We start from the raw sequence: 13693 nt of genomic DNA, 5'->3' as shown, positions 1-13693 counted from the left end.
TTGCCCTGTGAAACAATCTGAAGTAAAAAATAGAATCATTGAAACCGCCTCCTACTTATTTTATAAGAACGGATATAACTTGACGGGCATTAATGAGATTATTTCGGAAACAGGAATTGCTAAAGCTACACTTTACAATCATTTTAAATCTAAAGAAGATATTTGTTTAGCCTACCTTCAATTTAAAAACACAAGCTTTTTAAAAGATATTGAAACCTATACAGCAACTAAACAAAAAGGGAAAGATCAAATATTGGCTATTTTCGATTTTCTGAACCTCTTTTTTATGGATAAAGATTTTAATGGCTGTTGGTGTATTAAAACAGTTTCAGAAATACCAAGAGACAACGATCGAATTAGAACAGAGATTCAATCACAAAAAAATAGTTTTATTCAGTTAATCAATACACTTATCACAGATAACCTAGAAGGGCTGAGTAAAACTCAGACCGAGTCTCTAGCTAGACAAATCTATTTATTATATGAAAGCGCTGTAGGCGAAAGCCACTTACACCAAGCAGACTGGCCTATTAAAGAGTCCAAAAACCTGTGCACCATAATATTAAACTAAAAAAAATTTAAACAACAATAGACAGACTTGTCTGTCTATAATTAATAATTAAAATAAATAAAAATGAAAGAATTTGAAAACAAAATAGCTCTAGTAATTGGAGGAACAAGCGGAATTGGTAATGCAACAACAAATGCGCTTTTAGCAGGTGGTGCAACAGTACATGTTGTAGGTCGAAACACCACTAAAATTGATGATGCTCCTAATTTGATAAAGCACACCGTCAACATCTCCAACACGACAGAAGTAGAAGACTTAATCGGTAGTATTGATGCCTTAGATAATTTAGATTATTTAGTAAATGCTTCAGGTATCTTTGGACCAAAACCTTTTTTAGATCACACTATGGAAGACTACAACTCCTATTTAGATCTAAACAGAGGTTTCTTTTTTATCACGCAAAGTGCTGCTAAAAAAATGAAAGCAACAGCAGGAGGCGCTATAGTCAATGTTGGTTCAATGTGGGCTAAACAAGCTGTAAAAGCAACACCATCTACAGCCTACTCTATGCAAAAAGCAGGTTTACATACCTTAACTAAACATTTAGCAATGGAATTAGCAGAAGATAATATCCGTGTTAATGCGGTTTCTCCTGCTTTAGTAAACACCCCTGTTTATCATGGTGTTTTTGGCGGAAAAGAAGCTGCTGATAAAGCATTAGTTGGGTTTAATGATTTCCATCCTATTGGACGATTTGGAGAAGCTTCAGATGTCTCTAATAGTATTTTATTTTTATTATCTGATAAAGCTGCTTGGGTTACAGGTGCTATATGGGATACAGATGGTGGTGTTATGGCAGGACGTAACTAATTATTAAAACATTATAGCGGTTTGTGTTACTACATAAATCGCTATTTTTAATTTAAAAACATTTCTAATGAAATCATTACTCCTAATTTGTGTAATAAGCTTGACACTACTTAACTGTAATACTGCTATAGAAAAGACCAATAAAAACAAGAACAACCAATATTTTTTACCACCAGCAACTACCTATAATTATGCTTCAATTGATAGTGTTAAATTATTTTACAGAGCGTCTGGCGATAAAAAGAATCCAGCTATAGTTTTATTACATGGTTATCCATCGTCATCACACTCGTATAGACACTTGATTCCAATGTTATCTAGTCACTACTATGTCATTGCACCTGATAATCTTGGGTCTGGCTACAGTACGCATTTAAATCCTGAAACAACACAGTACACTTTTGACTTACTAGCTAATTACACACAAAAGCTTTTAGAGCACCTCAACATAGATAATTACGTAATGTATATGCAAGATTTTGGCGCTCCTGTGGGGTACAGAATGATGTTAGACAACCCAAATAAAATTGAGGCTCTAATTGTACAAAACGCAAATGCTTACCTTGACGGTTTAACACCAAATAGACAAGCCTTTTTTAGAAAAGCACAAACAGATAAATCTAAAGAAGAGCATGATTTTCTATACAGTTTAACAAGTAAAGAGGCCATAATAAACAAACAGTATTTATTTGACTTAGATAGTAATAATATAAATACTCAAAGTCCTGATGCTTGGAAACACGATTTGGCATTTCTAAATTCTGAAAAAGACCGAAACATCCAAGTACAGTTATTTAAAGATTATAACACCAATCTATTAAGCTATCCAACATGGCAAAACATGCTAAAGAAAGAGCAACCTAAGACGCTAATTGTTTGGGGCAAAAAGGATTTAAAGTTTAATGCTAATGGTGCCAAAGCATACCTAAAAGATTTGCCAAATGTGGAACTCCACCTTTTAGATGCAGGACATTTTGCTGCAGAAGAAAAAACCAGAGAAATAGCGACACACATATTACATTTTTTAGATAAAAACGGAATTAAATAAACATCTTACTTTATAATAGCACAACCCAAATGTTGTGCTATTTTTTGATTTCTATTTGTTAAAAAATAGCAGTAAAAAGTTAAATGGTTTTGTCCTAACCTATTATCTTTTATATTAAATACATGATGTTAATTAAACTAACTGTATTAATACTAATGACAAACGTACTATATCCACAATCTACAATACCCGAATCTATTAAAGATGAAGTAGAAACTGCTTTATCTTATTATCCTGAATTAAAAAACACTGCAATTAATTTTGAATTCAAAAAGAATATAAAAAAATCGACTATGCAAGCACAACCAACTGCTAGCAGTTTTTTGAAACGGAAAGGAAAACGATCGTATAATATTTTTATAAGCGAAACTGTAAAAATTTCTGGCGAAGTGTATTATACTAAAGACATGCCAAAGGACGTATTGATTGGCTGGATTGGTCACGAGTTAGGTCACGTTATGGATTACAAAAACCGAAGCAACCTAAACCTAATGTGGTTTGGTATTAAGTATCTACTATCAGACAACCATATTGCAACTGCCGAACGGTCTGCTGATACTTATGCTGTCCAATCAGGAATGGAAGACTACATTTTAAAAACTAAAGATTTTATACTAAGTCAAGCAAATATTGATCAATCCTATATTGCAAGAATCAAAAAATACTATTTGTCTCCAGAAGAAATTATGGAAATTATAAATCAAAGAGATGCTAACTTATCTAAGTCTTAGTGTTTACTAGTAAATGCTTCCCATTCTTTAAACTTATCTTCTCCCATAACACGTTCCATTTTAACTTGTCCTCCTTTTTTCTTGTTAGTACCACTCCACTCTGCAAAAACATGAGGATCTATTACCTTAACTTTTACGCCTTCTAACGCTTTTCCTCTAGCGACTCTGTAATTTTTATTAGCATCTTTTAAAAATTTGTCCAATGACGCTACAATAGTCAAAGTATCTTCTTTTAAACCTTCAGACCCCAAATACCAACTATGGTAAAAGCCATCCTCAAAACGTTTAGCACATAAAGTATATTCTGGGATTGTAGTATTAAATGTTTCTTCCAAATGTCTGATAGCATCATCTAATTTATTTACGGACAACTGAGAGCCCACCGTATTTAAAAAGAATTTAGTACGACCAGTAATTTTAATTTCCGCACGTTCTACATCAGTAAATTCTATAGTATCTCCAATCAAATAACGCCAAGCACCACTTACGGTACTAATAATGACTACGTAGTCCTGATCTAATTGAACGTCCTTTAAAGTGACGCTTGGAGCTTCATTTTTTAATGATCCATCTGGATTAATGTATTCAGGTTTAAAAGGCACAAATTCAAAATAAATACCACCATCTGTAACCAACTGCATCGCCTCTGTTTCTGGTCTAGCTTGAAATGCTAAAAATCCTTCTGAAGCTAAATAGGTATCAATAACCGTTACAGGTTTTCCTAATAAAGCATTAAAACTTTTTTTATAAGGTCCAAAAGCAACACCACCAGAAGTATATACTTGAAGGTTTGGCCATATATCGTGAATAGTATCTACCTCATGGTAATCAATAACTGTTTTTAACATCAGTTCCATCCATGACGGAATTCCGCTTAAAGCGCCAATATCCCATTGTTTTGCACGCTTAGCTATTGTTGTCACACGTTTATCCCAATCGTCTATTTTGGCTATATCTTCGCCCGGTTTATAAAAGCCTTTAAACCATGACGGAATATTGCTAGCTGTAATACCACTAATCTCTCCTTCTAAATGGTCCTCTTTTTCGGTTAAATCTGTAGAGCTACCCAACATCATAGCTTCTTTACTAAAAAACTCGGCAGGCAAATCAAAATTACTAAGTGCTGTTACTTGGTCAATTCCTGCCTGTTTAATTGCAGATAACATAGCATCTGTAACCGGAATACGTTTGCTAGTCTTTCCTGTTGTACCGGAACTTAAAGCAAAATAAGATGGATTACCAGGCCAAGTTACATCCGCTAATCCCTCATGTAATTTAGACCACCATTTGTCATTAATTTGATTATAATCGAAATAGGGAATACTATTCGCAAATGCCACTTTAGAATCTTGTGCATTACTGATAGCCTCAAAATTATACTGTTTACCAAATAAGGTGTCTTTAGCTGTAGATAGTAAATGTTGTAATACTTGCTCTTGTGCCTCTATAGGATTAACGTCTGGTGTTAATGCTTCCTTTATTGTAATGGCTCCTTTGATAATGTTTCCTATAATTTCCATGCTAAATACGATTGCTAATATTAATTTACTATTTAAATTACCATAGAGTTTATCTCTTTACTAATTTGATAGCATTAAAATAGTAAGAATAATACACTTTACATATTGCGTTATAGTAACATTAACACTAACGTAATTGAGGATTCTTTTTTTATTAAGAGATCTAAAACCACCTCTACTTTACAAAATATTTAATCAAACAAACTAAAAATCAATAATTTACATTTGAATTTTCAAGATAAACCTATTAACTTTGGTTACTATAACAATACAATAAGTCGTTATAAAATCACAGTTCCACTTAATATCAAAATCATGACTAAAATACTAAGTTTGTTTTTACTTTTAATAGTTACTCAGCATGGCTTTTCACAAACGTGTGAAGAAACCTCTCCTTATAAAGAAGGTATGACATTAGAGTATACTAACTATAATAAAAAAGGTAAGGAATTATCTGTTGAAAGCCATTCTATAGAGTCTGTAGCAAACGAAGATGGTAATCTAACTATATACATCAAATCTGTAGAAGACAAAGAAGCTAAGGACTACATTTTAAAATGTATTAATGGTGATTTTTATGTTGACATGTCTAATTATACAGCACTTCAAAGTAAGGATAACAATAGTGCTTTTAAGATCAAAGCTACAGGAGACTTCTTAGAGTTTCCGGATAATATGGAAGTTGGTACTGTTTTAAAAGATGGAAACATTGATTTAGCTATTGGAGATGAAGACAATTCGGCTTCCATTGCAACCATGTCAGTACTTAACCGAAAGATTTTAGCAAAAGATTCTCTAACGATTAAAGCAGGGACATTTGATGGTTACAAAGTATCTTTTGATTATGTTTTTCAAATGGGAATTATAAAATTTAGAGGTTCTGGAATAGAATGGTACGTTAAAGGTATTGGAATTGTTAAAAGTGAAAACTATAGCAAAAAAGGAAAACTACGATCGTCTAGAGAATTAACAAAAATCACTAATAATTAAGAGTTTGATTTTAGTTCAAACCAAAAAAGCACAACCAATGGTTGTGCTTTTTTTATATTATATAAACCTAAGACCTATCTAGAATAGTTAGGCGATTCTTTAGTAATAGTAACATCATGAGGGTGACTCTCGTTAATACCTGAAGCGGTAATTTTAACAAAGCGTCCTGTCTCTTGTAAAGTGGCAACGTCTTTTGCTCCACAATATCCCATACCTGCTCTTAAACCTCCTATAAATTGGTGTAAGCTTTCATATAGTTCTCCTTTGTAAGGTACACGTCCAACAATACCTTCTGGCACTAGTTTTTTAATGTCGTCTTCTACATCTTGGAAGTAACGGTCTTTACTACCTTGCTTCATAGCTTCTACAGATCCCATACCTCTATACGATTTAAACTTACGCCCTTCGTATATAATAGTTTCACCAGGACTTTCTTTTGTTCCTGCTAACAGAGACCCTAACATAACTGTGTCTGCTCCTGCTGCTAATGCTTTAGGAATATCCCCTGTATATCTAATTCCACCATCTGCTATTACTGGTACACCACTTCCTTTAATTGCTGCTGCGACTTCTAGCACTGCACTAAATTGAGGAAAACCAACACCTGCAACTACACGAGTTGTACATATAGAACCTGGTCCAATACCAACTTTTACTGCATCTGCTCCTGCTTCAACTAAATACTTAGCTGCTGCTCCTGTTGCTATGTTACCAACAATGACGTCTAATTGTGGGAATTTTTTCTTGATTTCTTTTAACACATTTACCACACCTTTAGTATGTCCATGCGCTGTATCAATTACTATGGCATCAACACCTGCATTTACTAATGCTTCGGCACGCGCTACTGCGTCTCCTGTAACACCTATTGCTGCTGCAACACGTAAACGTCCAAAAGTATCTTTATTTGCTATTGGCTTTTGCGTTAGTTTAGTAATATCTCTAAAGGTTATTAAACCTTCTAACTTATCGCCTTCAACAATTAAAAGCTTTTCAATTTTATGTTGTTGTAATATTTTTTCGGCATCTTTTAAAGACGTTCCAACTGGAGCAGTAACTAGATTCTCGCTAGTCATTACCTCAACAATTGGTCTGTTTTTTTCATGTTCGAAACGTAAGTCACGATTTGTTACAATTCCTTTTAGCAGTCCGTTATCGTCGACTATCGGGATACCTCCAATACCATGCTCTCGCATTGCATTATTAGCATCTGCAACTACTGCAGTCATTGGTAACGTTACAGGATCTATGATCATACCACTTTCCGCACGTTTTACTTTACGCACTTTAGTAGCTTGCTGCTCTATAGTCATGTTTTTATGTAATACACCTATACCACCTTCTCTAGCCATAGCAATTGCCATTTGACTTTCTGTAACAGTATCCATAGCTGCGGAAACTATTGGAACGTTGATAGTAATGTTGCGTGTAAGTTTTGATTGAATGTTGACTTCGCGAGGAAGAACTTCAGAAAAAGCAGGTACTAAAAGGACGTCGTCGTAAGTTAATCCTTCGCCTACTATTTTATTTTCGTGTGCTGTCATTGCAATTAGAATTAATTGCGAGTAAAGATACGTTTTAAATATTAATCAAAAAGCATAATTAACGTATAGTTAGTTAAAATTTAATCTCTAACGTTGTATAAAAGTTTCTGTTAGCCGATGGAATAATTCCTGGACCAGGATATCCTGTAGCGCGTCTTGTAAAATACGCGTTATCTAAAAGGTTATTTACTCCGGCTTCTAACTTAAACTGCTTGTACTTGTAAGAAAACGATACATCTAAAACATCATATGCGGGAATCTCTCCTGTAACACCACTTAAGTTTCCTTCTGTCGAGTTTGTAGCATCTGTAAATTGAGACGATAAATATGTGTATTGTATGTTAGATAAAAAGTCTTTATATCCTAAACGAATCCCTGTTTTAAAATTATAGTTAGGTATAAATTCTACCTTATTACCTTCTACTCCGTTTTCATCAGATTTAGTATACTCAGAGTCTACAAAAGACATATTAACATAATAGTTAAAAATATAGTCTTCATTGTTAAGTAATAGATTTTCTAAATTAAATTCGACTAAACTCTCCACACCATACATCATAGCATCACCTACATTACCTCTTTCGCTCTTAACACTTCCATCAGCAAAACCACGTTGTATAAACCCAATACGGTCGTTATAAAATAAACTAAAGGCACTAACATCATAAGATATTTTGTTAGACACACGCCCCCTTACTCCGGCATCTACAGTAAAACCACTTTCGTCATCAATATCAGGACTAATTACAAATGCAGGATTGGTAATACTAATATCTGTAAATGTTACTGATCTGTAGTTTTGAGACACGTTTCCGTATAACTCAAAAGATGTGCTTGGCTTATAACTTGCACCTAAACCTAATAGCACAAAAGAACGTTTTCTTGTTAAGTCATCCTCAATTTTTTCATTTAAAATAACATTTCCAGCAGCATCTGTATTTATACGTCTAAAATAACCATCACTTTGTGTGTTAATATATTCAAATCTAAAACCAGGAGTTATAGATACCTCATCATTTAAATACACAATGTTTTCTCCAAAAATGGCAACGTTTAAATTGGGGTAAGTAAAATCCGATTGGTTAGAATAGTTAGGAAAGGTATCATACTGAAAATCAAAATTTGGATCAATACCATCACTTCCTGGACCTTGCTCTGCTGTGTTCTCTGACTTATAAAACTTAGCCCCCAAAAGACCAATTGCTTTTTTATTAAACAAATTATAGTTAGTCAAAACTCTAGTTTCAAAGCCAAAATTATCAAACTGTCCCTTAATTAAATCTCTAACACCGTTATCATCTGCTTGATCCACACGGTTAGTTCTAAACCCTAACGCATCTCTAGACGCATTTAATCCAAAGGCATTAAATGTAAAGTTTGTGTTTTCAGAAAATTTATGAGACAATTTTAAATTATACAATAACCAATCTACCTGAAACCAGTTACGTGCTCTGTTACTTTGGTATGGATCTTCCTTAAAAGCAGCATCCGATAAACCACCACCTTGCTTAGCTAAATACCTTAAGTACGTCACCTCTCCTTCTAGCTTTGTTTTATCATTAAACTGATACCCTAAATGCGCATAAAAATTTTTAGACTCGAAATTAGAGTTATCTCTAAATCCATCCCCTTTTTTATAGTTAAAAAACGTATAATAACTAAATTTGCCTTTAGTACCACTAGCACTAGTAAAGTTGGTGTACAACCCATTACTTCCAATGGTATTTCTAGTAATTAGCTCTAAAGGTTTTTCTTTATTTGGTGTTTTCATTTTAAAATTAACCAAACCACCAAATTGTGTTCCGTACTGTAACGATGCGGCACCTCTAACTATTTGTATTTCTTGTAACGCCTCTGCTGTTGGTGTGTAGTAACTCTCTGGATACCCTAAAACATCTGCACTAATATCGTACCCATTTTGACGCGTATTAAAGTTAGCTGTTCTGTTTGGATCTAATCCACGACCTCCAATATTTAATTGTAAACCAGCATCATCATTTTGGTAAATGTTTAATCCAGCTACTTGACTATATAATTGTCTAGCATTATTTGCCCCAAGGTTAGCCATAGACTGATCTATTAAAACAACCTCCGTTTTTTTACCTGCGTAAATAGCTGTTTCTTCCACATCATTCAGTTGTTTTAAACTAAACAGTTTTGCTTTTCTTAATGTAATTTCGACCTCAGACAACGTTGTTTCTGCTAAAGGCGCTAATTTTATTTTTAAATTTTTAGCATTGGTAGACAGTACTGTTTGTTCAAACACTTGATATTCGTAATCAAAAAAGGTTAACTCTAAAGTCTCCTTTTCTGTTTCAAAAGTAAAAAAACCGTTAGCATCAGACTTAGTTAATAAGCCAGACGTTTTATCATACACCCCAACATCTTCCAGCACACTGCCCTGAAGATTAGTAATCGTTCCAGAAATTTGCTGTTGTGCTAACATGCTAAAAGCAGATAACATCAATAATAGTAATAGATTATAGTCCTTTAATTTCATCTGTAAATGGTAAAATCCAGTGTTTATGTTTAAACGATTCTTTTTCTTGGTACAAATTTACGCTTTCATCAATAAATAATTGACTTAATCGACCATTTAAAGCCACATAACTTTTAGTATACACTTGCACACCTTTATGTCCTTGCTTTGTAAAATGGTCTCCTAAATAATGTGCATATTCTAATATAAAATCAGGTTGAAAACTCATTTGTTTTTCCTGTAATGGCGTTAAAAAGTCAGCGTTATTTACTAAAAACATATGTCCTTCTTCATCCTTAATCTTAAACGTTGTGTTTCCCATTTTTTCCATCAACATCACACGCCATGATAAGCGGTAGCCTTCTTCTGTCCAAAATAACTCCCCTGGATATAATAGATATCTAAACGGTAATACTAATTGAAGCACAAAAAACACACCTAGTATTGGTAATATTACTTTACTAAACCTTACTTTATAAGTGGATTTGTAGTTTATGGGTTTCGCTTTCGCGGAAATAAAGCCGGTTAGCGACTTGAATTTGTTTATAATTTTATGATGAAACGGGGCATCAAAGAAGATTAATGCACTTACAATCATAACAAACGGAAACATACCAATAGGAAACAAAATACGGGTAAACACATGAAAGAAAATAACCATTATAAAGGCGACAAATCGTGTGCGTTTGTACAGTAAGAAAAACGGAATTAGTAAATCATATAACATTCCGGACCAGCTCATAGCATAATGAAACCAATCTTGTTGCATAATAGTCTCGCCAATAAGTGGCAAATCATATTTAGAGCGTAACCATATTTTTAAAGGTTGTGCTTTTAATAACCAATCACTATTTATTTTTGCCAATCCTGCATAAAAGTAAACAATACCTAGTAGTAGTTTAATACCATCAATAGTCCATTTAGGAATGGTATTATAACTTACTTTAGAGCGATAAGTATCTACAGAAAAGTATTTGTTAGCTGGTAAAAAAATCATTAAAAAGCTAAGGATGCTTATAAAATAATAATGATTTAAATAGGTGGTTTTATCCATTAACTCTATATAAGTAAAGCTAATAAAAAAAGTAATAATGGCCCATCTGTATTTATAACCTACAGCCACAAATAAGGCAGATACACCACAAATTAAAAATAATAAATAGGTGTAATTACCTAAGGTATTAACCCACTCAAATCCGTAATATTTAAAATGAAATTTTGGTTGGATATATACCGTTTCAATCCATCCTTTTAACCAATAACGGATCATACCATAACACATCATTATTCCAAATCCAATCCTGAACACAGCTAAAGGTGCTGCATCCGTAGTTTTGTTAAGATATGTTTTTAAGCTAAAATCCATAATACAAAAAAAAGGTTGACTCTTTTAAATCAACCTTTAATAAATTAGTGTTATTTAATATTAATCTCCGTCTGCATCTACGTAATCCACACTTACATTAAACGCTTGTAACATGTCTACTTTAAAAGACACAACTACTAGTTGTAACGCATCGTAAGCTTCAGTCATTTTTGTATTGTCAGTTTCTACTTGCGTTTTTAAATCCGCATTTAAAACTTGTATTTTTTGTCTAGCATCATCAATTCTTGTATTAATTAATGTTGCTAAATCTGTTCTGTCTAAAGCTACTAGGTATTTATAAAAACCTTCTCCTGTTGCAGACGCATTTGTTGCCTGACCATTAAAGATATTCTGAACATTATCTAGCGCAATAATTGCTAAATCTCTAGAGATTGTTCCGTTAAAAATAGCTTCTGCTTTATCCGCTAAAGGGCCTGAAGAAAATACACCTGCAGGAATACCAAATTTATTAGCACGTAACCCTTTTTCAAAATAGAAAATATAGTCATTAATAAACTTATTTACGGCACTTGAAACAGTGTTTTCTGTACTGTTAACAAATACATCTCTATAATTACCAGTCCAATCAGATAACACGGTTTGTGTTAAACTATTCATTTGTGCAATTAAATCTGTTAAGTATGTTTTGTAATTTGCATCCGCATACTTAATTAAGATATCTGCATCTGTAGCAGCTATACCATGTAACATATAATCTACCGCAGGAAAACCTACTGCATCATTATTTCCAACCGCGGACAAATCATAAGTACCATTAGCAATATTTGCTTCAATATCTTCAGTTGTTGTTGGATACACATTCATTTGAAAACCGTAAAGCATAACTTCGGCTTGACCGATATTAAAAGGCTCCACTAATTGCCAGTCTTTATAGGCACTAACAAAAGCAGCTCTTAAATTATCTAAACTAGTCTGATCTGGTGCAGCTGTAAAAGTAGTACCAACAGTAGTCAAGGTTTCTAAACTTGATTTTAAGTCTTGAAGTCTTGGAATAATTATATTATCTGCTAAATTGGTTTGCATTGCAACCCTATTATAGTCATCAGAGTTACTTGTACCACTACCTGTATCATCAGATTCTGTACAAGCCACTACGACTAACATTAATGTAAAAATGTAAACTAACTTTTTCATAATTATCAATTTTCTTTTCAATGTGCAAAAATAACAATAGAAGACGTTTAATGCACAACGTCTTCTATTTAAATATATGTTAATTATTAACTTCCTGCTTGAACTGTTGTAAAGTCAAACTCTGCAGAAATTGTATCAGAAATAGCATCTAATGTTGCTGGTGTAACATCCCAGAAACCATTTCCTGTCATTAACTGACTTGTAAGTGCTTCTACTTCTGTTTTTGTTAAGTAAGGTTGTGTTGTACCTGGCTTTCTTGTAAACTGTAAGCTATAGATAAACCCATAAGCTTCTGATAAAGCATGAAAAGCTGATGCCATATCTGTACCTAAATTAGCTTTACCTTGTTGTAAGTAGTAGATACCTCTTACTGCAATTACTTCAGAAATTTTAGCTTTAATAATTTCAGCTTGTGCATCACGTACGTCATAGTTTTTAGCAACAATTGCAGCACGACCTAATTTAAATGCTTTGTAAATATCCATTGCAATTCCAGAAAAATCTGAATCTCCGTCTACTTTAGCAACATACTCGCTTAAAAACTTATCTGCTTCGTATACTGGTACAGCTGGGTTGTCTTCGTTACCATATAAGTAACCATAAGCTTCATCCCACTTGTGTTCCATTGTTGTATAACTATTGGTACCATCTAAAACATCAGCATCGTTATTTGCAACATTATCTCCTGCATCTAAAACTGCTGTACTTAAATAGTTGTTTAAAATTTGGTCTACCATTAAAGCGCCAATTAAACTTTTAGCAAATGCTTGGTTATACTCTAAACCTTTTGCGTTAACGTAACGGATAGATCCACCACCTGCTTGTTGTATTTGACCTGCTACACCTGATGTTGCAGTTGTTGCCCAATTTGGAAATACATCATTTACCTGAGATTGGATATAACCATCCATTGTTGATTTGATTGTATTTGCATCTGTTGTATTAGCTGCAAAATAATCTGTTGATGCTGCTACTTTACTTCTAACGCTTTTATCTGAAGCATTAAGATCTGCATCAGTAAAATCGTTAGCATCAGCTACATGTGCAAACATATTATCCAAAACTAATTCTGTATTACTAGTATTAACCAAACCAGACACAATTTCTTGAGCCATTTGTATACGTGTTGTTTGTCCTCCAAAACTAACAGTACTTGCTGCGTCTCTTTCAAATACATAAGTATCTGGAGCTGTAACGCTATCTATTATTACTGTACTTCCACCATCATCATCACTTGAGCAAGAGGTTAAAGCTAATGTGGCTAATGCTGCTAATCCGAATGCAAATTTTTTCATGTTTTGTATTTTTGTTCTTATTGTTATTTAGACTAATTACAAATAGATTTGTAATTTTGATGCAAATTTAAAAACCAAAACTAATTTACGCAAGTTTATTTAGACTAAATTTAAATAAAAAACACAAAAGTTATTTAACACGTTGACTAACTACAAGTTAAGTAACGTTAAAATTCTTTCAATT

At 33.3% G+C, this 13693-nt stretch carries 11 protein-coding genes; 5 read left to right on the top strand and 6 right to left on the bottom strand.

Features of this window, described 5'->3' with window-relative positions:
- Nucleotides 1-7: 7 nt before the first annotated feature.
- The 4 genes from BMZ09_RS08375 to BMZ09_RS08360 all read left to right on the top strand — a co-directional run bounded on the left by BMZ09_RS08375 (nucleotide 8) and on the right by BMZ09_RS08360 (nucleotide 3160).
- The gene (locus BMZ09_RS08375) at nucleotides 8-571 is read left to right on the top strand and encodes a TetR/AcrR family transcriptional regulator (RefSeq protein ID WP_090839424.1); all 564 of its coding nucleotides are present in this window, start codon (nucleotides 8-10) and stop codon (nucleotides 569-571) included.
- Nucleotides 572-634: 63 nt separating this feature from the next.
- Entirely contained in the window at nucleotides 635-1381 is a 747-nt protein-coding gene (locus BMZ09_RS08370) for an SDR family NAD(P)-dependent oxidoreductase (RefSeq protein ID WP_090839422.1), read from the top strand.
- A gap of 67 nt (nucleotides 1382-1448) precedes the next feature.
- The gene (locus BMZ09_RS08365; RefSeq protein ID WP_090839420.1) at nucleotides 1449-2429 is read left to right on the top strand and encodes an alpha/beta fold hydrolase; all 981 of its coding nucleotides are present in this window, start codon (nucleotides 1449-1451) and stop codon (nucleotides 2427-2429) included.
- A gap of 155 nt (nucleotides 2430-2584) precedes the next feature.
- The gene (locus BMZ09_RS08360) at nucleotides 2585-3160 is read left to right on the top strand and encodes a hypothetical protein (protein ID WP_177183519.1); all 576 of its coding nucleotides are present in this window, start codon (nucleotides 2585-2587) and stop codon (nucleotides 3158-3160) included.
- Here the strand turns inward: BMZ09_RS08360 and BMZ09_RS08355 are convergent.
- A complete protein-coding gene (locus tag BMZ09_RS08355; RefSeq protein WP_090839418.1) occupies nucleotides 3157-4680 on the bottom strand; it encodes a GH3 family acyl-acid amido synthetase in 1524 nt (507 codons plus the stop codon). The two genes, BMZ09_RS08360 and BMZ09_RS08355, sit on opposite strands and share 4 nt — an antisense overlap.
- Nucleotides 4681-4995: 315 nt before the next feature.
- Here BMZ09_RS08355 and BMZ09_RS08350 point away from each other — a divergent pair, with 315 nt between their 5' ends.
- A complete protein-coding gene (locus BMZ09_RS08350; RefSeq protein WP_143067796.1) occupies nucleotides 4996-5670 on the top strand; it encodes a TapB family protein in 675 nt (224 codons plus the stop codon).
- 74 nt (nucleotides 5671-5744) lie between these two features.
- Here the strand turns inward: BMZ09_RS08350 and guaB are convergent, their stop codons facing one another.
- The 5 genes from guaB to BMZ09_RS08325 all read right to left on the bottom strand — a co-directional run bounded on the left by guaB (nucleotide 5745) and on the right by BMZ09_RS08325 (nucleotide 13509).
- On the bottom strand, nucleotides 5745-7214 hold the full coding sequence (guaB, locus tag BMZ09_RS08345; protein WP_090839414.1) for an IMP dehydrogenase: 1470 nt from the start codon (nucleotides 7212-7214) through the stop codon (nucleotides 5745-5747).
- A 73-nt stretch (nucleotides 7215-7287) separates the two neighbouring features.
- Complete coding sequence (locus BMZ09_RS08340) at nucleotides 7288-9714, bottom strand: TonB-dependent receptor domain-containing protein (RefSeq protein WP_090839412.1); 2427 nt, start codon at nucleotides 9712-9714, stop codon at nucleotides 7288-7290.
- Entirely contained in the window at nucleotides 9695-11059 is a 1365-nt protein-coding gene (locus BMZ09_RS08335; RefSeq protein WP_090839409.1) for an HTTM domain-containing protein, read from the bottom strand. Before BMZ09_RS08335 ends, BMZ09_RS08340 begins: the two co-directional genes overlap by 20 nt.
- Nucleotides 11060-11119: 60 nt before the next feature.
- A complete protein-coding gene (locus BMZ09_RS08330; protein ID WP_245741119.1) occupies nucleotides 11120-12214 on the bottom strand; it encodes an imelysin family protein in 1095 nt (364 codons plus the stop codon).
- 86 nt (nucleotides 12215-12300) lie between these two features.
- Nucleotides 12301-13509, bottom strand: a complete 1209-nt coding sequence (locus BMZ09_RS08325; RefSeq protein ID WP_090839408.1) for a DUF4856 domain-containing protein — start codon at nucleotides 13507-13509, stop codon at nucleotides 12301-12303.
- Nucleotides 13510-13693 lie beyond the last annotated feature (184 nt).

This window comes from Olleya namhaensis (assembly GCF_900114005.1).
Lineage (GTDB): Bacteria > Bacteroidota > Bacteroidia > Flavobacteriales > Flavobacteriaceae > Olleya > Olleya namhaensis.
This window is presented reverse-complemented; position numbering and strand designations above follow the sequence as displayed.

Coding starts and splice junctions, on each gene's coding strand:
- BMZ09_RS08370 (WP_090839422.1), top strand. CDS start 635: ATGAAAGAATTTGAAAACAAAATAGCTCTAGTAATTGGAGGAACAAGC.
- BMZ09_RS08365 (WP_090839420.1), top strand. CDS start 1,449: ATGAAATCATTACTCCTAATTTGTGTAATAAGCTTGACACTACTTAAC.
- BMZ09_RS08360 (WP_177183519.1), top strand. CDS start 2,585: ATGACAAACGTACTATATCCACAATCTACAATACCCGAATCTATTAAA.
- BMZ09_RS08355 (WP_090839418.1), bottom strand. CDS start 4,680: ATGGAAATTATAGGAAACATTATCAAAGGAGCCATTACAATAAAGGAA.
- BMZ09_RS08350 (WP_143067796.1), top strand. CDS start 4,996: ATGACTAAAATACTAAGTTTGTTTTTACTTTTAATAGTTACTCAGCAT.
- guaB (WP_090839414.1), bottom strand. CDS start 7,214: ATGACAGCACACGAAAATAAAATAGTAGGCGAAGGATTAACTTACGAC.
- BMZ09_RS08340 (WP_090839412.1), bottom strand. CDS start 9,714: ATGAAATTAAAGGACTATAATCTATTACTATTATTGATGTTATCTGCT.
- BMZ09_RS08335 (WP_090839409.1), bottom strand. CDS start 11,059: ATGGATTTTAGCTTAAAAACATATCTTAACAAAACTACGGATGCAGCA.
- BMZ09_RS08330 (WP_245741119.1), bottom strand. CDS start 12,214: ATGAAAAAGTTAGTTTACATTTTTACATTAATGTTAGTCGTAGTGGCT.
- BMZ09_RS08325 (WP_090839408.1), bottom strand. CDS start 13,509: ATGAAAAAATTTGCATTCGGATTAGCAGCATTAGCCACATTAGCTTTA.